Annotated in this window: 17 protein-coding genes; 10 read left to right on the top strand and 7 right to left on the bottom strand. The window is 64.2% G+C overall.

Annotation, left to right across the window (positions count from 1 at the left end; genetic code table 11):
* The first annotated feature begins 5 nt into the window (after window positions 1-5).
* The 3 genes from AC0L2U_RS08070 (at window position 6) to AC0L2U_RS08060 (ending at window position 5,176) form a co-directional block, all read left to right on the top strand.
* Entirely contained in the window at window positions 6-2,180 is a 2,175-nt protein-coding gene (locus tag AC0L2U_RS08070) for an alpha-ketoacid dehydrogenase subunit alpha/beta (protein ID WP_127808154.1), read from the top strand.
* An 84-nt stretch (window positions 2,181-2,264) separates the two neighbouring features.
* Window positions 2,265-3,827: an ABC transporter substrate-binding protein gene (locus tag AC0L2U_RS08065; RefSeq protein ID WP_292702040.1), complete on the top strand. Its 1,563-nt coding sequence runs from the start codon at window positions 2,265-2,267 to the stop codon at window positions 3,825-3,827.
* Between the two features lie 119 nt (window positions 3,828-3,946).
* On the top strand, window positions 3,947-5,176 hold the full coding sequence (locus tag AC0L2U_RS08060) for an aminotransferase class III-fold pyridoxal phosphate-dependent enzyme (protein WP_128287583.1): 1,230 nt from the start codon (window positions 3,947-3,949) through the stop codon (window positions 5,174-5,176).
* Window positions 5,177-5,209: 33 nt separating this feature from the next.
* Here AC0L2U_RS08060 and AC0L2U_RS08055 read toward each other — a convergent pair whose 3' ends face one another.
* Complete coding sequence (locus AC0L2U_RS08055) at window positions 5,210-5,947, bottom strand: GntR family transcriptional regulator (RefSeq protein ID WP_127267755.1); 738 nt, start codon at window positions 5,945-5,947, stop codon at window positions 5,210-5,212.
* A 146-nt stretch (window positions 5,948-6,093) separates the two neighbouring features.
* On the opposite strand from AC0L2U_RS08055, the gene otnK reads away from it, so the two are divergent.
* Complete coding sequence (gene otnK / locus AC0L2U_RS08050; protein ID WP_128287584.1) at window positions 6,094-7,467, top strand: 3-oxo-tetronate kinase; 1,374 nt, start codon at window positions 6,094-6,096, stop codon at window positions 7,465-7,467.
* Window positions 7,467-8,105, top strand: a complete 639-nt coding sequence (locus tag AC0L2U_RS08045) for a class II aldolase/adducin family protein (RefSeq protein ID WP_127322881.1) — start codon at window positions 7,467-7,469, stop codon at window positions 8,103-8,105. The genes otnK and AC0L2U_RS08045 overlap by 1 nt, the downstream gene beginning before the upstream one ends.
* Window positions 8,106-8,210: 105 nt before the next feature.
* Here the strand turns inward: AC0L2U_RS08045 and AC0L2U_RS08040 are convergent, their stop codons facing one another.
* The 5 genes from AC0L2U_RS08040 to AC0L2U_RS08020 are packed head-to-tail and all read right to left on the bottom strand — an operon-like array spanning window position 8,211 to window position 13,483.
* The gene (locus AC0L2U_RS08040) at window positions 8,211-9,482 is read right to left on the bottom strand and encodes a CaiB/BaiF CoA transferase family protein (protein ID WP_473601722.1); all 1,272 of its coding nucleotides are present in this window, start codon (window positions 9,480-9,482) and stop codon (window positions 8,211-8,213) included.
* Window positions 9,483-9,519: 37 nt separating this feature from the next.
* Window positions 9,520-10,551 carry an ABC transporter ATP-binding protein gene (locus AC0L2U_RS08035; RefSeq protein WP_127328823.1) on the bottom strand — a complete coding sequence of 344 codons (1,032 nt, stop codon included), beginning with the start codon at window positions 10,549-10,551 and terminating at the stop codon, window positions 9,520-9,522.
* Window positions 10,548-11,624, bottom strand: a complete 1,077-nt coding sequence (locus AC0L2U_RS08030; RefSeq protein WP_473601721.1) for an ABC transporter ATP-binding protein — start codon at window positions 11,622-11,624, stop codon at window positions 10,548-10,550. The genes AC0L2U_RS08035 and AC0L2U_RS08030 overlap by 4 nt, the downstream gene beginning before the upstream one ends.
* 3 nt (window positions 11,625-11,627) lie before the next feature.
* A complete protein-coding gene (locus AC0L2U_RS08025) occupies window positions 11,628-12,470 on the bottom strand; it encodes an ABC transporter permease (RefSeq protein WP_473601720.1) in 843 nt (280 codons plus the stop codon).
* On the bottom strand, window positions 12,470-13,483 hold the full coding sequence (locus tag AC0L2U_RS08020) for an ABC transporter permease (protein WP_127380424.1): 1,014 nt from the start codon (window positions 13,481-13,483) through the stop codon (window positions 12,470-12,472). The genes AC0L2U_RS08025 and AC0L2U_RS08020 overlap by 1 nt, the downstream gene beginning before the upstream one ends.
* 185 nt (window positions 13,484-13,668) lie before the next feature.
* Between AC0L2U_RS08020 and AC0L2U_RS08015 the strand changes: the two genes are divergently transcribed.
* The 5 genes from AC0L2U_RS08015 to AC0L2U_RS07995 all read left to right on the top strand — a co-directional run bounded on the left by AC0L2U_RS08015 (window position 13,669) and on the right by AC0L2U_RS07995 (window position 19,842).
* Window positions 13,669-14,478, top strand: a complete 810-nt coding sequence (locus AC0L2U_RS08015; RefSeq protein WP_127808161.1) for an IclR family transcriptional regulator — start codon at window positions 13,669-13,671, stop codon at window positions 14,476-14,478.
* 132 nt (window positions 14,479-14,610) lie between these two features.
* Window positions 14,611-15,363: an SDR family NAD(P)-dependent oxidoreductase gene (locus AC0L2U_RS08010; RefSeq protein ID WP_127328828.1), complete on the top strand. Its 753-nt coding sequence runs from the start codon at window positions 14,611-14,613 to the stop codon at window positions 15,361-15,363.
* Window positions 15,364-15,573: 210 nt separating this feature from the next.
* The gene (locus tag AC0L2U_RS08005) at window positions 15,574-16,923 is read left to right on the top strand and encodes a glucoamylase family protein (RefSeq protein ID WP_127266934.1); all 1,350 of its coding nucleotides are present in this window, start codon (window positions 15,574-15,576) and stop codon (window positions 16,921-16,923) included.
* Window positions 16,913-18,445: a mercuric reductase gene (locus AC0L2U_RS08000; RefSeq protein WP_473601719.1), complete on the top strand. Its 1,533-nt coding sequence runs from the start codon at window positions 16,913-16,915 to the stop codon at window positions 18,443-18,445. The genes AC0L2U_RS08005 and AC0L2U_RS08000 overlap by 11 nt, the downstream gene beginning before the upstream one ends.
* A gap of 326 nt (window positions 18,446-18,771) precedes the next feature.
* Complete coding sequence (locus tag AC0L2U_RS07995) at window positions 18,772-19,842, top strand: glycosyltransferase family 4 protein (RefSeq protein ID WP_473601718.1); 1,071 nt, start codon at window positions 18,772-18,774, stop codon at window positions 19,840-19,842.
* Between the two features lie 97 nt (window positions 19,843-19,939).
* Here the strand turns inward: AC0L2U_RS07995 and AC0L2U_RS07990 are convergent, their stop codons facing one another.
* Window positions 19,940-20,917: a hypothetical protein gene (locus AC0L2U_RS07990; RefSeq protein ID WP_127266937.1), complete on the bottom strand. Its 978-nt coding sequence runs from the start codon at window positions 20,915-20,917 to the stop codon at window positions 19,940-19,942.
* Window positions 20,918-20,951: the final 34 nt, after the last annotated feature.

Raw genomic sequence — 20,951 nt, 5'->3', positions numbered from 1 at the left:
CTGACATGGTCCAGCAGACATCGATCCAGCCATCGGCGCCCTGGTTGCGGCTAGATGTCGATGATTCGGACTGGACCGACGCCGAGGTGTCGAGCCTGGTGCGCTGGTATCACCAGATGCTGCTCATCCGCCGTTTCGAGGAAAAGGTGCTCGATCTGGCCAATGCCGGGCTGGTGCATGGTCCGGCCCACGCCAGCATCGGACAAGAGGCCACGGCGGTCGGCGCCATGTCCGTGCTCGGCACCGGCGACCGCATCAACGGCACCCACCGTGCCCATCACCAGGTGCTGGCCAAGCTTGTCAACGCGCAGACGCCCGGCGGATTCGACCCGCTGCATGATGCTTTCAACCCAGGCATGCAGGGATCGGTTCGCGGCCTGATGGCCGAGATCATGGGCCTCAAGTCAGGCTATTGCGGCGGCCGTGGCGGCTCGATGCATATGCGCGACGATGCCTCCGGCATCCCAGGCACCAGCGCCATTATCGGCGGCAACCTGCCGCACGCGGCGGGCTATGCGCTCGCCGACAAACTGCTCGGCACCGGCAACATCTCGGTCGCCTTCTTCGGCGACGGCACGATGATGGCAGGGCCGGCCTATGAGGCGATGAACATCGCCGCGCTCTACCGGCTGCCGGTGATCTTTTTCGCCGAAAACAATCTCTATGCCGTCTCCACGCACATCAATGAGCAGACGCGAGAGACGCGGCTGGCCTCGCGCGGACCTATGCTCGGCTTTCGCGGCATCGAATGCGACGGCATGGATGTGGTGGCAGTCCACCATGCCATGCGCGAGGCGCGCCGGACGATTGAGGAAGACGGCGGCCCGGTGCTGGTCGAGGCGCTCTGCTATCGGTTTCTACACCAGAGCGGCGCCCGCCCGGGCAGCGAATTCGGCTACCGCACGCGCGCCGAGGAAGACGTCTGGAAAGCGCGCGACCCGCTTGCGACGATGGCGGCTCGCCTGAAGACGATGGGCATCCTGAACGCTTCGGACCTCGGTACACTCGACCAGCGCGTCATGGAGGTGGTCAACACCGCTGCCGATTCCCTGACCGAGATGAGCGGCAACGCGCTGCGCATTCCTGATCATCTGTGGCCGGACCCAAGCGACGTCGACAACCAGATCCGCGGCGATCTTTCCGAACTGAAGGGCGAGCGCTTCCTCGAGATCGAGGACGTGCCGCCGGCCGACACCAGGCCGGTCAAGTTCATGGTTGCCGCGTCCGAGGTGATTGCGCGCGCCATGGAGCAGGACGCGCGCATCATCATCATGGGCGAGGATGTGCACCGGCTGCGCGGCGGCGTTTCGGGCGCCACAAAGGGCGCGCTGGAGCGCTGGCCGGAGCGTGTGCTGGCGATGCCCATCGCCGAGAATGGTTTTGTCGGGGTGGCGCTGGGTGCAGCGCTTTGCGGCTTGCGGCCGATGGTCGAGATCATGTTCGGCGACTTCTGCCTGGTTGCCGCCGACCAGCTGTTCAACGCGGTCAGCAAGGTGCGCCACATGTTCGGCGGCGGCTTTCCGGTGCCAATCGTGGTCAGGGTGCGCGTCTCGCCGCACACCGGCTACGGCTCGCAGCATTCGGGCGATCCGTCCGGCCTGTTCGCCCTGTTTCCCGGCTGGCGCATCGTCGCGCCGACGACGCCCTTCGACTATATCGGCCTGATGAATTCAGCGCTGAAATGCGACGATCCGGTCGTCGTCATCGAGCATGTCGAGCTGTTCCCGAGCGAAGGCCCTGTGCCTGCGGACGACCGCGACTATTGCGTGCGGCTCGGCAAGGCGAAGATCGTCAGGCCGGGCAGCGCCTGTACACTGCTCACCAGCGCCAGCATGGTTGCCGTCGCCAGCCAGGTGGTCGAGGAGACCGGCGTCGATGCCGAGATCATCGACCTGCGCAGCCTCGACCCGACCGGGCTCGACTGGCCGCTGGTGGAGGCCTCGATCCGCAAGACCAACCGGGTAGCCGTCATCGAACAGGTGCAGCGTGGGCTATCGCTTGGCGGACGACTGACACAGGAGATTCAGGATCGCGTGTTCGATTATCTCGATCACGAGATCCTGCATGTGACGGGAAGCCTCTCGGCTCCCGTCGTATCGGCCCCGCTCAACCGCGCCGCACTGGGCGGCGCTGAAAAGCTCAAGGCCGCGCTTCAATCCCTCACTGCCGTGGGTGGATAGAGCGAACGCATTGCCACAAAGATCCGACAAGAAAATGGGAGAACTGACATGAGCATCCTACAGAGAAACAAGACCAGGGCGACGATGCTGGCAGCCGTGCTGCTGGCCACCAGCGCCTTCTGGGCGCCGGCCACGTTCGCGCAGGACAGCAAGCCGCTGGTCATTGCGCGCAACATCGACCTCAACTCGCTCGATCCGCACCGCGCCTTCTGCGACACCTGCCAGATCTACAATTCCAGCGTCTATGAATCGCTGCTGACGCTGGACAAGGACAACAAGCTGATCCCGTTGCTCGCTTCCAAATGGGAAGGCAATGCCGACCAGAGCAGCTTCACCTTCACGCTCGACCCGGCCGCCAAATTCTCGGACGGTTCGCCGGTCGAAGCCAAGGACGTGAAATGGTCCTGGGAGAGGCTGAAGAACCTCAAGGGCAGCGCCTCGTTCCTGATGGACAATGTCGCCTCGATCGAGACCCCGGACGCGCATACGGTGGTCGTCAAGATGGTCGCGCCGAGCTCCGAATTCCTCAACATCGCGGCGGCGCCCTACGCAGCGGTCGTCAACAGCAAGGTTGCTTCCGAAGCCGGCGCCAAGGCCGATGCGGACGCTTCGACGACAGACAATGCCGAGGCCTGGTTTCTGGCGCATTCGGCCGGCAGCGCACCGTTCGTGCTGAAATCCTATGAGCCCAATTCGGAACTGCGGCTGGCACGCAACGACAAATACTGGCGCACGGCGCCGGCGCTGAGCGAAGTCGTCATCCGCCAGACCAAGGATGCGGTGGCCCAGGCACAGATGCTGCAGAGCGGCACCGCCGACATCGCCATGCAGATCGACCCGGACACGGCCAAGACGATGACCGGCAGCGACGTGAAGATCGAGACCGTGCCGTCCTACAATTTCATCTATGTGGCGCTGTCGCCCGGCGCCAAGGCCAACAAGGTGCCACTGACGCCCGAAGTGCGCGAGGCCATCTCGCTCGGCCTCGACCGTCCGAGCATCCTCGACTTCACCATCGGCTCCGAGGGCCAGTTGATCAGCGCGCCGATCCCGCTCGGCTTCCCCGGCGGTTCGGGATTCGAGGCGCAGCCCTATGACGTCGCCAAGGCAAAGGAACTTCTGGCCAAGGCCGGACACGCCGACGGCTTTGAGATGGAAGCGGCGTTTCCCGGCATGAACGTCTATGGCGTTGATCTGTCGCTGTTGATGCAGAAGGTTCAGCAGGATTTGGCCAAGATCAACATCAAGCTCGACCTGCAGCCGATTCCCTTCGCCAACTGGCGCGAACGCGTCAATGGCGACGGCATCCCGATGACCGCGGTGTTCTACGCGCCGGACTATTACGGCACGTCGCAATACGTCGATTATTTCGCCATGACCAAGGGCAGCCCGTGGGCGCGCCGCGCCGGCGCGGAGCGCGACCCGTCGGTGCTCAATCCGAAGGGAGCGGATATCTACAAGGCAGCCCTTGCGGCAAGCGGCGACGAGGCCGCCAAGCTGTGGCACCAGGCCGGCGAGGAGATGATCAAGGACAGGATCATCCTGCCGTTGATCAGCCCGAACCTGATCCTGGCCTACAAATCGGACGTCAAGGGCGTGCGTTACAGCGCCTGCTGCAACCTCCCGCTGGCGGAACTCAGCCACTGAGCGAAAAGATGCGGGAGGCGGCCAGCCGCCTCCCGCTTCCTCATCCTGGACGGTCAGCAAATCCTGTTCTTCCAGCATTAAGATCAATATATGATATATCAATACGCGGAGAACTCGCTATGCCTTCCCTGATCAACTCCAAAGACCAGTTGCTGCGCGAGCGCGCGGCCTCGGTCATTCCGGGCGGCATGTGGGGGCACATGGCGACGCGCTATCTCGGCTCCGCCTATCCGCAATTCTTCGAGCGCGCCGACGGCTGCCGGGTCTGGGATGTCGATGGCCGCGAGTACATCGACCTGATGTGCAGTTGGGGCCCCAATATCCTCGGCCACCATCATCAGGCGGTCGAGGCAGCGGCCGAGCGGCAGCGTCGCCTGGGCGATGCGATGAACGGCCCTGGCGAGGTGTTGGTCGAGCTGGCCGAACTGCTGGTCAAGACCGTCGCGCATGCCGACTGGGCGATGCTGCAGAAGAACGGCACCGACGCCACCACGGCCTGCGTGACGATCGCACGCGCCGGCACCGGCCGGCGCAAGGTGCTGGTCGCGCGCGGCTCCTATCACGGCGCCGTGCCGTGGTGCACGCCTTCGCTCGCCGGCGTCACCGCCGAGGACCGCGCCCATATCATCCATTTCGACTACAATGACGTTGCCAGCCTCGAGGCAGCCGTCGAGCAGGCCGGCAGCGATCTTGCCGCCGTCGTCGTCACCGCTTTCCGCCACGATATCGCCCGCGACCAGGAACTGCCGACCGCCGCCTTCGCCAGACAGGCGCGCGAGCTGACCACCGCCGCCGACGCGGCGCTGATCGTCGATGATGTCAGGGCCGGCTTCCGCATCGATCTCGCCGGCAGCTGGGAACCGCTCGGCGTACGGCCGGACCTGTCCGCTTTCTCGAAGGCGATCGCCAATGGCTATCCGCTTGCCGCGATCACCGGCACCGACCGGTTTCGCGAAGCCGCGACCAAGGTCTATGTGACGGGGTCGTTCTGGTATGGCGCCGTCGCCATGGCCGCCGCGATCGCCACCATCAACACGCTGCGCGACACCGACGCAATCTCCAGGATGACTGAAGCCGGCGACAGGCTGCGCTCAGGCCTCGATGCCGCAGCGAAGAAGCATGGCCTGTCGCTTCGCCAGACCGGCCCGGTGTCGATGCCGATGGTGCTCTTCGACGGCGATGCCGAATTCAAAAAGGCCGACGCCTTCTGCTCGGCCGCCTTGCGCGAGGGCGCCTATTTCCACCCCCGGCACAACATGTTCCTGAGTGCCGCGCATACCGCAAAAGACATAGATCTCGCCCTGCAGGCTGCCGATGCCGGCATGGCCGCAGCCGCGCAGGTGGCGTGACCAGCGCCGATGCGGTGGGAAGGAACAAATCGCTCAGCCGACGGCCGACACCAGGCGGCCGTTCTGCGCCGCGCGGCGCAGTTCCTCCGGCGTGACCGCACCGTCGTTCAGCCGTTCGAGAACCTTGACCAACAGGCGTCCGCCTTCGATCATGTCCTGCTGAATGCCCTTGCGCACGCCGTTCTCGTCACGCGCCCGCAGCGCGTCGAGAATGTCGAGGTGCCGGTGGCGGCCGTCGTAGGTCGGCCTGGCGTGCGGGTATTGATAGTTCACCAGTGGTCCGTTGCGCAGCCAGATGCCCTCGATGATGGCCAGCAACTCCGGCATTTGCGCCGCCTGGTAGATCGAGTGATGGAATTCCCAATTGTCGCGGACGGCTTCGAACCAATGGCCATTGTCCTCGTTGGCAATCAGTCTGTCATGCACCTCGGCCAGACGGTCGATCTCCCGTGGCTCGATGCGCGTTGTTGCCGCCGCCCCCGCCATGCCTTCGAGATGCAGCCGGATGCTGCGCAGTTCCAGATATTGGGCCAGCGACAGCTGGGCGACGGTGATCGAACGGCCAGCCTCCATCTCCAGACCCTTTTCGCGGACCAGCTGCATCAGCGCCTCGCGCACTGGCGTCTCAGACACCTGAAGGCTGGCGGCGAGGTCGCGGATCTTGAAGCGATGGCCCGGCCAGAAACGGCCTTCCATCATGGCGCGGCGAAGCTCCTCGTAGACGCGCGTCGTCAGATTGTCGCGCGCGATCGGCGCGATAGAAGCAGTCACATCCGCTCTCCGTTCTTGCAGTGGCGCAGGCGTCGCCTGCGTCGCGTGGGCTGTGTATATGATACCACGAATGGCCTGACCACCGACATGAGACAGGCAACTGCGAGACGGGCAGCCATGGTGCAGACGGACATGAGACGGGGCGCATGACCGCGACGCCTTCACTCCTGTTCGGCGCCATAGCCGACGATCTGACCGGCGGCACCGAGCTGGCGTCGATGCTGGTGGCGCGCGGCATTCCAACGGGATGCACGGTCGGACTGAGTGCGCCGATCCCACCAGGCAATCTTGCCCATGTGATCCTGCTCAAGACACGCGTCATCGCGGCCAGCGATGCGGTGCGCCAGGTTCTGGCGGCGGCGGACCGGCTGCTTGAAGCTGGTGCCCGGCAGATCTTCTTCAAATATTGCGCCACTTTCGATTCGACACCTGCCGGCAACATCGGTCCTTGCGCCGAGGCGCTGCTCGAGCGCCTCGGCGGCGGCGTCACGCTGTTCACTCCGGCGCTGTGTGAGACCGGCCGCACCGTCTATCAGGGACACATGTTCGGCGGCGCCCAATTGCTGGGTGAATCGCCCAAGCGCTTCGATCCGTTGACGCCGATGACCGATTCCAATCTGGTTCGCGTGCTGCAGGCGCAGAGCAAGGGCAAGGTCGGGCTGGTGCCCTATCTCGTGGTCGATGGCGGGGCGGAGGCCATCCGCAGCGCCGTACGAGAGCGCAACGGGCGTGGCGAGACGCTGCTGGTCACCGACACGATCCGCGAACGCGACCTGGCGGCGATCGCGGAAGCGACTTTCGACCTGCCGCTGATGACCGGCAATTCCTCGGTCGCCGCGCATCTGCCACCGGCCTGGCTCACGCATGGGCTGCTGAATTCAGTCGATCTCGTTACCGCCAGCCTGCCGGCCATAAACGGCCCAGCGGCGGTGCTGGCCGGCAGCGTCGCCGACCGCACCATCGAACAGCTCGAACGCTTTGCGCAAAACAATCCACTGCTGACGATCGATCTGGCCAGCGCCTTCGCCGGCGCCGATGTAGTGGCCGAAGCGCGTGCCTTCGCCCAGCGGCATTTGCCCGGCACGATGATCGCCATTGCCACGACGGCGCCGCAAGCGACGGTCGAAGCGCTGCAGCAGGCGCATGGCCGCAACGCGGTGGCGGCAAAGGCGGAAGAGATGCTGGCCGGGATTGCACACATTCTTGTGCTCGAACTCGGTGTGCGGCGGCTGGTCGTCGCCGGCGGCGAGACCGCCGGTTCGGTGGTCAAGGCGCTCGGCATCGACCGCATCGCCATGGGTGCCTATGAGGGGCCGGGACTGTCGCGTGCCACTGCCCACCTCCCCGGCCTGCCATCCGAGCCGCTGGCGCTGATGTTGAAATCGGGGAAGCTCGGCGGCCCGGATATTTTCGCCGACGTCCTGCAAGACATGACACGGGCGACCACCGTCGCGCCGGCGATCGATATATGGCCACCGGCAAAACCTGTCATGCGGCCAACCACAGGAAAAGCATCGTGATGGACACCGAGACTGCACGCGCCAGCCTGATCACCGCGACGCAGACGCTGGACGCCAGCGGGATGAATGTCGGCACCACCGGCAACATCAGCGTGCGGACGACAAGCGGCATGATGATCACGCCGACGGGAATAGCTACAAGCGCGCTTCGGCCGGAGCAGATGGTGCCGATGCAACTCGATGGCAGCTGGGAGGGGGCGTTCCGGCCGTCGAGCGAATGGGAAATGCACGCCGAGATCTACAAGGCTTTCCCCGAGGCCGGTGCCGTCGTGCATGCCCATCCCGACCATTGCGTGGCGCTATCGTGCCTGCGCGAGGGACTGCCGCTGTTCCATTACATGGTCGCTGGTTTCGGTGGCGATGATGTGCGCTGTTCGGACTATGCGCTGTTCGCGTCAAGCGAACTGGCCAAGGTTGCCGTCGTCGCGCTCAAGGACAGGTCGGCCTGCCTGCTCGCCAATCATGGCATGATCGCTTTCGGCGGCGATCTCGACACGGCGCTCATCCGCACCATCAAGCTCGAGACCTTGGCGCGGCAATACCTTTTGGCGCGCAGCGCCGGTACACCGGTGCTCATCGAGGGCAGCGAGATAGCCGCCATTCGGGGGCGGTACAAGAATTACGGCCAGCAGAAGTAGCCGGCCGAGCAATTCCGGGAACGGCTCTTCGCGCTCTTGAAGTGAAGAACCACTCAGTCGTCGACCCGCAAATGCGAGACGAGGGCTGCCACGTTCCGTGGAAGATCAGGCGGGGATCGGTTCGGCTGCAGGCGCATAGACGCTGATAGCCCCGGAGCCGATCAGTTGGTCGATGGTCTCGGCGCTGTAGCCGAGCACGTCGGCCAGCACGGCAGCTGTGTCCTGGCCCAGCATCGGCGGCGCGGTAAAGTCGGCGGTCAGCTGCGCGGCAAGTCCCTGTGCCGGGCGCACCATGGCGACGGAGCCGAGATGCGGATGCGGCAAGGTCTGGACGAGGCCACGTTCGCGCACATTGGGGCTATCGAAGACTTCCGGTATCGATTTTACCGTGCCGGCCGGCACGCTGGCGGCGGCACAGGTTGCCATCCAGTGGTCGCGTGGCTTGGTCTTGAAGGCAGCCGCCAATTCGGGGATCAAAGCCTCGCGGTTGGTGGCACGCGCGCCTGCTTTGATGAAGCGCGCATCCTTGGCCAGATGCGGGAGTTGCACGACCCGCTCGCACAGCGCCGCGAACTGGCGGTCATTGCCGACGGCCAGCGCGAAGCCGCCATCGGAGGCCTCGAATATCTGATAGGGGACAACCGTCGGATGCGCATTGCCGTAGCGGGCGACCTCGCGGCCGGTGTTGAGGTAACCGCTGCCGACATTGATCAGCAGGCTGAGCGCGCAGTCGATCAGCGACAGGTCGAGGAACTGGCCCTTGCCGGTCGTCGCGCGCTCGTAAAGCGCTGCCAGGATCGACTGCGTCGCGACCATGCCGCAGACGATGTCGGTGATGGCGACGCCGACGCGCATCGGCTCGCCATTGCTCTCGCCAGTGATGGCCATCAGGCCGCTTTCGGCCTGCATGACGAAATCATAGCCGGGCCGTCCGGCATCGGGTCCGGTCTGGCCATAGCCGGAGATCGAGCAGTAGATCAGCCGCGGGTTTGGCGCGCTGAGTTCCTTGAAACCGACGCCGAGGCGGTCGGCGGTGCCGGAGCGGAAATTCTCGACGACGATGTCGGCCTTCGCCGCCAGTTCGCGCACGATGGCCAGCCCCTGCGGGCTTTTCATGTCGAGCGCGATGCTCTGCTTGCCGCGATTGGCGCAGAGATAGTAGGTCGAGACACCCTTGTAGCTCGGCACCGACCACGCCCTGGTGTCGTCGCCACCGTCGATGTTCTCGATCTTCCAGACTTCGGCGCCGAGATCGGCAAGGCTCATCGTTGCCCATGGACCGGCCAGCACGCGGGAAAGATCGAGAACCTTGATGCCTTCGAGCGGCAAGCGCGCGGGTCCTGCCGTACTGGCATTTTCGGAATGGTCCTCAGTCACGATCAAAATTCCTTCGCGGATGAATTCGGCGGGCCTGTCAGACAGTCTTGAACGTGTTGACCGGCTCCGGAAAATGACAGGCGACGCGATGCGAACCGCCAGCCGGATCGAGCGGCGGTTCGACGGCAGCGCAGATCGCCTGCGCCTTGAAGCAGCGCGTGCGGAAGCGGCAGCCGGATGGTGGGTTGAGCGGGCTCGGCACGTCACCGGTCAGTACGATGCGCTCGCGCTTGCGCTCCTTCTCGGGATTGGCGAGCGGCACCGCCGACAGCAGCGCCTGCGTGTAGGGATGCAGCGCCCTCGAATAGAGTTCGGCCGCGGGTGCGATCTCTACGATCTTGCCGAGATACATCACCGCGACCTGGTGCGAGATGTGGCGCACGACCGAAAGATCATGTGCGATGAACAGATAGGATGTGCCGAAAGACTGCTGGATATCCCTGAGCAAATTGAGCACGCCAGCCTGCACCGAAACATCGAGCGCCGAAACCGGTTCGTCGAGGATCACCACTTGCGGGTTGAGCGCAAGCGCGCGGGCGATGACCACGCGCTGGCGCTGACCGCCGGACAGTTCATGCGGATAGCGCTTGCCGTGATCGGGATTGAGCCGCACGAGTTCGAGCAATTCGGCGACGCGCGCCCGGCGGTCGGCCGCCGACATGTCGCTCATGCGCAAAGGTTCGGCGATGTTGTCGGCGATGCGCATGCGCGGATGCAGCGACCCGTACGGATCCTGGAAGACCAGTTGGATGTAGCGCCGCATCAGGCGCATGTCTTCGTGGTTGAGGGCGAGCAGGTTCTGGCCACGGAACCAGCTTTCGCCGCTGGTCGGCTCGATCAGCCGCATCAGGCAGCGTCCGAGGGTCGACTTGCCGCAACCGGATTCGCCGACGAGGCCCAGCGTTTCGCCCGGCGCCAAGTCAAAGGACACATCGGCCACCGCACGCACATGGGCAACCGCGCGATCGAAGACGAGGCCACCGCGAACCGGAAAATCCTTGACAAGATGGCGCACGGAAAGCGCTGCCGCCGGCTTGGTTTCGACTTGAGTTTGCTCCACTGCGCTCATGGGGCCATGCTTCCACTGTCCAGTTCTGCCGCCGCCAGCGAGGCGCTATGGAAGGGCGGCAAGGTCGTCGCGAAATGGCAGGCCGAGAAGCGGCCGCCTATGTCGTGCAAAGGCGGATCCTCGGTCCTGCAGCGTGCCTCGGCATAGATGCAGCGCGGATGGAAGGCGCAGCCGCCCGGCAAGCGCCCAAGTGCGGGTGGCGAGCCATCGATCGAAAACAGCCGCTCGCGGCTTTCCTCGAGATTGGGGATCGAGGCAATGAGGCCGCGCGTATAGGGATGGCGCGGGTCGGCGAACAGCTCGGATACGCCAGCTTGTTCGACGACACGGCCGGAATAGACGACCGCGACGCGGTCGGCATGACCGGCGACGACGCCGAGATCATGGGTAATCAGCACCAGGCCAAGGCCGAGCCGCTCCTGCAACGAACGCAGCACTGCCAATATCTGCGCCTGCACCGTCACATCGAGCGCCGTGGTCGGTTCGTCGGCGATTAGCAAATCGGGATCGTTGGCGACGGCCATGGCGATGACCGCGCGCTGGCGCATGCCGCCGGAGAATTCATGCGGATACTGGTTCACCCGGCGCTCCGGCTGCGGGATCGCCACCAGATTGAGCAATTCCACCGCCCGCGCCATGGCCTGCTTGCGGGTGACGCGCTGATGCAGCCTGACCGCCTCGGCGATCTGGGCGCCGACGGTCATCACCGGGTTTAGCGAGGACAGCGGGTCCTGAAAAATCATGGCGATGCGCGCGCCCCTGATCTTGCGCATTTCGCGTGACGATTTGCCGACCAGTTCGTCGCCGTTGAAGCGGACCGAACCGGTGACGACCGCGTTCTTCGACGTCAGGCCGAGCGCGGCGAGCATGCCGACGGACTTGCCCGAGCCGGACTCCCCGACAATACCGACCACCTCGCCCTTGGCGACATCGAGGTCGATGCCGCGCACCGCTTCGAAATGACTGCCGGCCCGCCGGAATCCGACCCGCAGGCCGCGTATGGACAGCAGCGGCTCACCTTTGCCCGCCTTGTCGACTGCACCCGGCGGCGCTGTAGATATCTGTGCGCTCATCGCTTAATCCGACCTTGGATCGAGAATGTCGCGCAAGCCGTCGCCGATGAAGTTGAAGCCGAGCACGATGGTGAGGATGGCGATGCCGGGACCGAAGGCGATCCACCATTGGTAGAAATGGACGGCGCCATCGGAGATCATCGACCCCCATTCCGGGGTCGGCGGCGTGGCGCCGAGTCCGATGAAGCTGAGCGACGCGGCAAGCAGCACGACCTGGCCAAGATCCATGGTCGCGCTGATCAGCACTGGGGTCCAGCAAAGCGGCAATATGTGCGTGAACAGCACGCGGCGCGGCCTGGCGCCGGCGGCGATCGCCGCCTCGACATGCTCACGCTCCTTCACCTCCAGCACCTGCGCCCGCATCAGCCGGGCATAGACCGGCCACCAGACCAGAACCATGGCGATGGCGGCATTGCCGAGGCCCGGCCCAAGCGACGCCGCGACGGCCATAGCCAGCAGCATCGGCGGGAAGGACAGAGTGACGTCGACAAGCCGCATGATCGCCGCACCGGTCAGCCCGCCGACGAACCCGGAAATGGCACCGAGCAGCGAGCCGATCACCACAGCCGAGACGACGACCAGAACCGCGATCGGCAGCGAATGCGCCGCCCCGTGCAGAGTGCGGGCCAGCACATCGCGGCCGAGTGCGTCGGTACCCAGCCAGTGCGCCCAGCTCGGCGACTGCAGCCGGCGTGCGACCATTTCGAGCGGATCGAACTGCACGACCAAGGCGGCGAATACGGTCATGAACAGCCAGAACAGGATGACGACCGTGCCGATGACCAATGGCGCGGTCAGCCATTCGGGGACCGTCGAGGAGCGGGAGTTGGTGACGACGACTGCCATCAGCTCAACCTCACGCGCGGATTGGCCACCACGTAGAGGATGTCCGTGATGAGGTTGGTGACCAGGAAGGCGAGGCCGCCGACGATGGTGACGCCGATGATCGCCGGGAAGTCGAGCGCGCGCGCCGCCTCGACGGCATAGGAGCCCATGCCGGGCCAGGAAAAGATGGTTTCTGTCAGCACCGCGCCGGTGATCAGATAGGCGAAGGAATAGCCGATGACGGTCAGGGTCGGCACCATGGTGTTGCGCAACGCATGGACGATGACGACGCGGAATTCGCTCGCCCCCTTGGCGCGCGCGGTGAGGACGAACTCGCGGCTCATCACATCAAGCATGTTGGCGCGCACCAGCCGCGATATGGTGCCGGAAACCGTCCAGCCGAGGACGAAGGCCGGCAGAAGCAGGTGCCGGAGCGCGTCCTTGAAGACGGTCCAGTCGCCAGCCAGAAGCGAATCGATGGTCAGGAAGCCGGTGATGCCGGGCGGCAATGCCAGGCGGGCATCGACCCTGCCCGGCCCCGGCAGCCAGTTCAGCATGACGGAGAAGATGAACAACAGGCCGAGCCCCGACCAGAACACCGGCAGCGAAGAGCCGAACAAGGCGAACAGCCGCGCGCCATGGTCGATCAGGCTGTTGCGGAAATAGGCGGCCAGCACACCAAGCACAATGCCGAGCGTGGTGCCGAAGATCATCGCAGCGAAAACCAGTTCGAGCGTTGCCGGCAAGCGGTAGAGAATGTCGGTGCCGACATTGCGCTTGGTGATGAACGAGGTGCCAAGATCGCCGCTCAGCAGATTCCCAAGATATATCATATAGCGTTCCGGCAAAGGACGATCGAGACCCCAGCGCGCCTTGGCGGCGGCCACCACTTCGGGGTTGCTCATCTGCTGTTCGGCGACAATGGCGGTCAGCGGATCGCCCTTGGTCACCGTGGTGATCAGGAAGGCGATGGTGACGATGCCGAGCACCAGAAACGGCATGGCGATAAGCCGGCGCAAAATATAGCGAGACACGTGGCTACCTTCACAAGGACGGGCTTCGTAAGATGGCACAGGGCGCTGGGAGATGCCATCGAGGGAAGCATATTGACAGGGAGGGAAAGCGCCTGTCAAATATAAATGGAATTTAATTTCATTTTTGGGAAAACGCCGGCGACACCGGCCCGACAGGCGGACGACGACGCCAGAAAGACCTCAGCGTGCGCAAGCGAGCCACCAGGGACGAGACGGAGCTTGAAGTCGAAGGCGCGCAGCTTTCGTCGTCGCTGGTGCGCGGGCTCGGCATCCTGCGCGCCTTCCGCCCGGGCGATGCCTCACTCGGCAATCAGGACATCATTGCCCGCACCGGCTTGCCCAAGGCCACGGTTTCGCGCATCACCTATACGCTAAGCGCGCTTGGCTATCTCCTCTACGACAAGGACCTCGGCCGCTACAGCCTGGGACCAGCCACCGTGGCGCTGGGCTATTCGGCACTGAGTTCCAGTGCGGTCGTCCACGTCGCCCGGCCGCTGATGCAACCGCTGGCCGATCTGACGGGGGCGGCGGTGGCGCTTGGCACCCGCGACAGCCTCAACATGGTCTATCTCGCCAACTGCCGGTCGGAGAGCCTTGTCACGCTGCGCCTCAACCCGGGCTCCTACCTGCCGATCTGGAAGACATCGATGGGGCTGGCCTATGCGGCGGCCCTTTCACCTGAGGAGCGCGCTCGCCTTGTGGAGGCTTTGCAGGAGGCCGAGCCGGACAGGGCGGCGATGATCGGGGCGGCGATCGACGATGCGATCGCCCAGTATGCAGACAAGGGCTATGTGACGTCGTTCGGCGCCTGGCACAGCTATATCCATGCGGTCGGCGTGCCGTTCCGTCCGAGTGACGGCTCGCCGCTGGTTGCCATCACCTGCGGCGGCATCGGCGAGATCATCACGGAAGAGCGCGCGCATGCCGAGATCGGACCGGCGCTGGTGGCGATGGTGAAGGCGCTGGGCAGAGAGCTCGAGGGAAATCCCGGGTAACGGGATTGGCCCAGACGATCGGCCTCGCATGCCGGCTTGAACTCGCCTGATGGTGACCGCACAGTCGCAGTCGATGGTATGGCGGTCGCGTGCCGTCATCGTCCATCGGGTTGAGATGATGGGGAAAATAGGATGCCGATGAATTTTACAGGGCGGTTCAGCGATCGAGCGGCGGTGATCACCGGCGGCGCTTCGGGCATCGGTCTGGCAGTGGCTCAGAGGATTGTCGAAGAGGGCGGACGGGTTTCAGTCTGGGATCGCGATCCGGCTCAGATCGAACAGGCCAAAGCCACCCTTCCCGGCCTCCACGGTGTTGCCATCGACGTCGCCGATGCGGCCGGCGTGGAACGCGCCAAGCAGTCGGCGATCGAAGCGCTTGGCGGTGTCGACATCCTGGTCACCAGTGCGGCGATCACCGGGCCGAACATGACGACCTGGAACTATTCGACCGAGGATTGGCAGAAGGTCATCGACATCAACATCAACGGCGTCTTCTACTGCAACAAGGCGCTCGTGCCGCACATGCTCGAGCGCAACTATGGCCGCATCGTCAACATCGCCTCGATCGCCGGCAAGGAAGGCAATCCCAACGCTTCGGCCTACAGCACCTCGAAGGCCGCGGTGATCGGCCTGACCAAGTCGCTCGGCAAGGAACTGGCCAAGACCAAGGTGACGGTCAATTGCGTCACACCGGCGGCCGTGCGCACCGCTATCTTCAAGCAGATGAGCCAGGAGCACATCGACTTCATGCTGTCCAAGATACCGATGGCGCGCTTCGGCGAGGTCGAAGAGGTGGCGGCGCTGATCTGCTGGATTGCCTCGGAAGAGTGTTCGTTCACGACCGCCGCCGTATTTGACGTTTCCGGCGGCCGCGCCACCTACTGAGGCAGGACGCATCTCAATTCCGCGTGACGACGCAACGAACGGGAGGGTAGGGGCGTATAGTCCCAGGCGTCGAATCGACGTTGACGCAACAAAGCTACGGGAAAGCTATGACGCGGCATGACAGTTCAGCATGCGTGATGACCTGCCGGTGCGGGGCAACTGGTTGGCGGTTGACGGACGCTGCAACCATCCGGCGGGAGCTTGTTTCCTTTGCTTAGAGCCGAGCCTGCCGCGCTGTCCGACGACGAGCTTCTGGACCGCTATCAGCGCGCCGCCTTCGACTATTTCCTCGAGAACGTGAACCCCGAAAACGGATTGGTCGCCGACACGTCGCGGCCGAATTCGCCGGCCAGCATCGCTGTCGTCGGCTTCGCGCTGTCCAGTTATCCGATCGGCGTCGAGCGCGGCTGGATGGCGCGCGATGCCGCCGCGAAGCTGACGCTGGCCGCTCTGCGCTTCTTCTCGGCCAGCCCGCAAGGCCATAGCGACGACGTCACCGGCCACAAGGGTTTCTACTACCATTTCCTCGATATGCGGACCGGCCTGCGCGTCTGGCGCTGCGAACTGTCGATGGTGGATACGGCGTTGCTGATATCGGGCATGCTGGTGGCGGGCGCCTATTTCTCCGGTGACGATGACGAGGAAGCAGAAATCCGCCAACTGGCCGAGGCGCTCTACCGGCGCGTCGATTGGCGGTGGGCACAAGGCTCAAGCCCGACCTTGCGACAAGGCTGGAAGCCGAAGAGCGGCTTTCTCCACTATGGCTGGGAGGGCTACAACGAAGCCACGATCCTCTACATCCTGTCGATGGCTTCGCCCGACAGCCCGACCTCGGACAACAGCTACGAGGGCTGGACGGCGACCTATCAGTGGGAAAACATCTACGGCTACGACGTGCTGTATGGCGGTCCGCTGTTCATGCACCAGTTCTCGCATGCCTGGATCGATTTCGCCGGCATCCGCGACGCCTTCATGCGCGAGAAGAACTCGGACTATTTCGAAAACAGCCGCCGCTCGACCTATCTGCACCGCGACTATGCACGCCACAACCCTTACGGCTATGGCGGCTACGACGAGAACCTTTGGGGTCTTTCGGCGGGCGACGGGCCAGGCGGTTTTCGCACCAGCGTGGAGCGACAGCGCCGGCGGTTTTCCGGCTATGCCGCGCGCGGCGCGCCGTTCGGGCCCGATGACGGGACGATCGCGCCTTGGTCCTATCCGGCATCACTGCCTTTCGCCCCGGAGATCTGCTTGGCGGCGTTGCGCCATCTCGGTGACCGCTACCCCGAGGTGATCGGTAATTTCCGACTGCCGAGCGGTTTCAACCCGACATTGGCGAACCGGCGTAAGTTCGGGAGGCACGGCTGGGTGTCGGAAGGCCACTATGGGCTGGATCAAGGCATCGTGGTGATGATGATCGAGAACCATCGGTCAGGGTTGATCTGGAGACTGATGCGGTCAAATCAACACATCCGCAACGGCCTGCGCAAGGCCGGGTTCAATGGCGGCTGGCTGTCTCAGCCAGCAAGCCCGGCGTCGGGTGGCGGCGATGTCGCGTGACCGGACCAGGGCTACCGCCTTTCCTGTCGATCACAACGACATCGAGCTGATCAAGGGCGCCCATCCGCCGCACTGGAAGAACCCGCAGCCGGACGATCCCTACAATATCGTGGTCATCGGTGCCGGGCCGGCTGGGCTGACCGCCGCCTACGAAGCGGCCGGCCTCGGCGCAAAGGTCGCGCTCATCGAGCGCAACCTGATCGGCGGAACTTGCGTCAATGTCGGTTGCATCCCGTCGAAGTCGATCATCCGCACCGCAAGGCTTTATGCCGACATGCGCGATGCCGAGAATTTCGGCGGCGACATGCCGGACCGTCTTCACGTCAACTTTCAGCGCGCCATGACGCGGATGCGGCAGATCCGGCAGCGGATCAGCCGCGCCGATGCCGCCGATAGCCTGATTTCCGAAGGCATCGACCTTTATTTCGGCGAAGCGCGGTTTTCCGGAAGGGACACTGTCACGGTCGCCGGACAAATCTTGCGTTTCAGAAAGGCGCTGATCGCGACAGGCGCGCGCCCGAGGCTGCCGACGATCCCGGGGCTTGCCGACGCCGGCTATCTCAGCAACGAGACCATGTTCGATCTCACGGAGTGCCCGAAGCGGCTTCTGGTCATCGGCGGCGGACCGCTCGGTTGCGAGGCGGCGCAGGCCTTCTGCCTGCTGGGCGCGAAGGTCATCCAGGCGCAGCGCGAACCGATGTTCCTGCCCGGTGAGGAACGCGATGCCGCCCAGATCCTTTCGGATGCGCTGGCGCGCGAAGGTGTCGAGGTTCGCCTCAACACCGAGGTGGTGGCGATACGAACGGAAGGCGGCAAGAAGCTCGCCGACCTGGTGTGCGACGACATCACGACGACGATTTCCGTCGATGAGATCATCACTGGCATCGGCCGATCGCCCAATGTCGACGGCCTCGACCTGGAAAACGCCGGGGTGGCCTACGATGCCGACGGTATCAAGGTGGACGACTGTCTCCGCACCACAAATCCGCGCATCTATGCGGCGGGCGATGTCTGCCTCGCCTACAAATTCACCCACACCGCCGAGGCGACAGCCCGCATGGTCGTGCGCAATGCCCTGTTTCGGGGACGCAGGAAACTGAGCGAACTGGTCATTCCGTGGTGCACCTATACCGATCCGGAGATCGCCCATGTCGGCCTCTATCCGGCGGAGGCGCGCCAGAACGGCATCCCGGTCAAGACCTATACAGTGCTGATGCACGACGTCGCCCGTGCGGTCATGGACGGCGAGGAAGAGGGTTTTGTCAAAATCCACGTCAGGGAGGGCTCCGACCGCATCCTGGGCGCCACGGTCGTCGCCAGTCATGCCGGCGAGATGATCAATGCGGTGTCGCTGGCGATCAAATCGGGCATCGGATTGCGTGCGTTGGCCGACGTCATCCATCCATTCCCGACGCAGGCGCAAGGCATCAAGATGGCCGGCGACGCCTATCGGCGGACAAGGCTCACCTCATCGTGGAAGCATCTGGCGGGCCGCTGGTTGGCGTGGTCAAGGCGATGGTGACAGCAGCCTGCCGCAACTGGTGCATCTGACAATCAGCGACGATGCGGCGCTTGACGAAAGCCTCGTTCGGCTGAACAAGTCGAAGCCGATTGTTATGGTTTGGGGCCGTCGCGCATGCCGTCTGGAATGAAGCCTACGGCGCAAAGCCCAGAGTGCCCGCTTTGAAACCCGCGGGCGCACAACCGCTCGACGCTGTCTCCGCGGCGAAAGCCGGGCGACGTGTGCTGGTTGTGTCCCACGATCCAGCCTTTCCGCCGATCTCCGGCGCGGATCTGCGGAACTACCGCAATGCTGAGTCTGCTGCGCAATTCGGCCCGGTCTGCCTGGTGTCTGTGCTGCCGCAGGCGACGGAAACAACCGATCCGTCGATCCGCACCGAAGCCTTGTCGATCAAGGGAGAGGCCCGCTCCGCCTCGATCGGGTGGTGGCGTATAAGGGCGGAGCGTCGCATCTCGCGCGTCGCCTTGACGCGGCTGGAGACACTGGTTCGGGACTTCCGCCCGGACACGGTGGTGATCGAGGGTATCGGCCTGTTCAAGCTGCTGCGGCCTTTGCGGGCACTGACGAAACAGCTCATCCTCGACATGCACAATGTCGAGTCCGACCTGGCGGGACAGCTGCGGCACGTCGATGCGAAGCGGGCTGCGGTGGCGACGATCAGCGAGGGCCTTGGCATCAGGCGTCTCGAGAGAAAGGCGCTTGCCCTTGTCGACAGGGTCTGGGTCTGCTCGAGCCAGGATCGAGAGCGGCTGATGGCGCTTTCCCGGCATAAGCTGCCGATCGATGTCGTTCCAAACGGAATTCCGCACGCCGGGCACAGCCCCGAAACGCTGCCCGCCGAGCCCGTATCCGACGAAAGCTTTCCGGTGATCCTGTTCGTCGGCCATCTCGGATATCCGCCAAACGTCGATGCCGTCCACAGATTAGCCGGCTCCATACTTCCGCGCATCCGACTGGCCTTGCCGACCGCGACACTGATTCTCGCCGGGCGCAACCCGACAACGGCCGTGCAAGCGCTGGCAGGATTGCCTGGCGTGGAGCTCGTCGAAGACCCCGGAGACATGGCGCCGCTTCTGTCGAGAGCGCATCTCACCATCATCCCGCTTGCGGCAGGCGGCGGCACCCGCATCAAGATTCTGGAGGCGATGGCGTGGGGCGTGCCGGTGATCGCCACGCCTCTGGCTGCCGAGGGCCTGGACCTGGTCGACGGGGAGGAACTGCTGCTGTCGGATACCGATGAAGGACTTGCCGAGACGGCTGTCGGACTTTGCCTGGACGCGGACCGCAGGGCACGGCAGCGCATCTGCGCGCATCAAGCGGTTTGGGCAAGGTTCGGCCCAGAAGCCATCCGCAATGCCGTCCGCGGCGGGCTGGGGCTGGACGAGGCTGGCACATGATCCCTCCCTCCACCAGATATGGAGGAGCGACGTCGCTCCACATCGCTTGCAGGAGCTCCGCTTCGCACCGCGTCCAACCGGAATTTCGTGGCCTGCCCTATCGGGATGCGTGCTGAAGCTCTTGCCGAATGGGGCCGAGATAGGTTTGCGGATGCAAACGTCGCCAAACATGGTCCCGGTCGGTCAGATGCGCGACCTGCTCTATCCAGCGTCTCGGCGCATCGGGGTCCCTCACCTCATGCCAGTCGTCGACGATAATGACAGGCAGGCCCTGGTAGAGCGGGTCGAGCGGCGAGGTCCTGGTGACGACGATGCAGCCGAGATAAAACAGCTCCCATGTCCTATGGCAGTCCAAGCCATTGCCTTCGGTGGACAGCACAAGCGGGTATTGCGAGTACAGTTGCCAGATCGAGCGTTGCGAGACGCGTTTCGTCAGGAAATCGACGTGCGGACATCCGCCCAGGGCATCAAGCAGTTCCCGGCGCTGCCTCGAGCCATTGCTGATGCTGAAATCAGAGAACAGCCTGGGCGGACGGCGGTCCACATGATCCTGCCGGGCGCGTATGATTTCCAGTTGCTTCACAAGCCCTGCCGGCGTGGCAAGAGACCTAGGCGTGTGAAGATCGAGCCCGATCGGGAAAGGCTTCACCCTGGGGTGAGTGCCATCACAATTCTGGCTGTACCAGGAGACCAGGAAAGGGTTGGCGAGAAGCTGGTCGACGGTGTCCTTCGCCAGATCCGACGGCACCGAAGCATCCCCATCGGTCGTCAGCAGCGTGAATGGTGCCGTAATCGTCGGCAGCACGATCCTGACAAACGTGTCGAGGTCGCAGGTTTGCGCATCCCTGGACAAGGTGCTCAGGCGCAGCCAGACGATGCCATGCGCGCCGCTGTAATGTTGGCGGAAAAATGCCTCGCTCTGCGTAGATGCAGTTGGCGCGTTGCGATACCAGCGCGGCCCGGCGAAATCGCAGAAATGCCCGATGCCCTGCGACCACAGTACGGGCGGAACGCCAAGAAACCTTAGCGCCCTGGAGTAGACGGCTCTTTTGACAGCCCTTCGAAACCTGCCCATCGGCAACTCCTAGCGCGGATGCCAATAGCGTTGC

Source organism: Mesorhizobium sp. WSM4808 (genome assembly GCF_055811675.1).
Note: the sequence above shows the minus strand (reverse complement) of the source record. Positions and strands in the feature narration are given on the sequence as shown.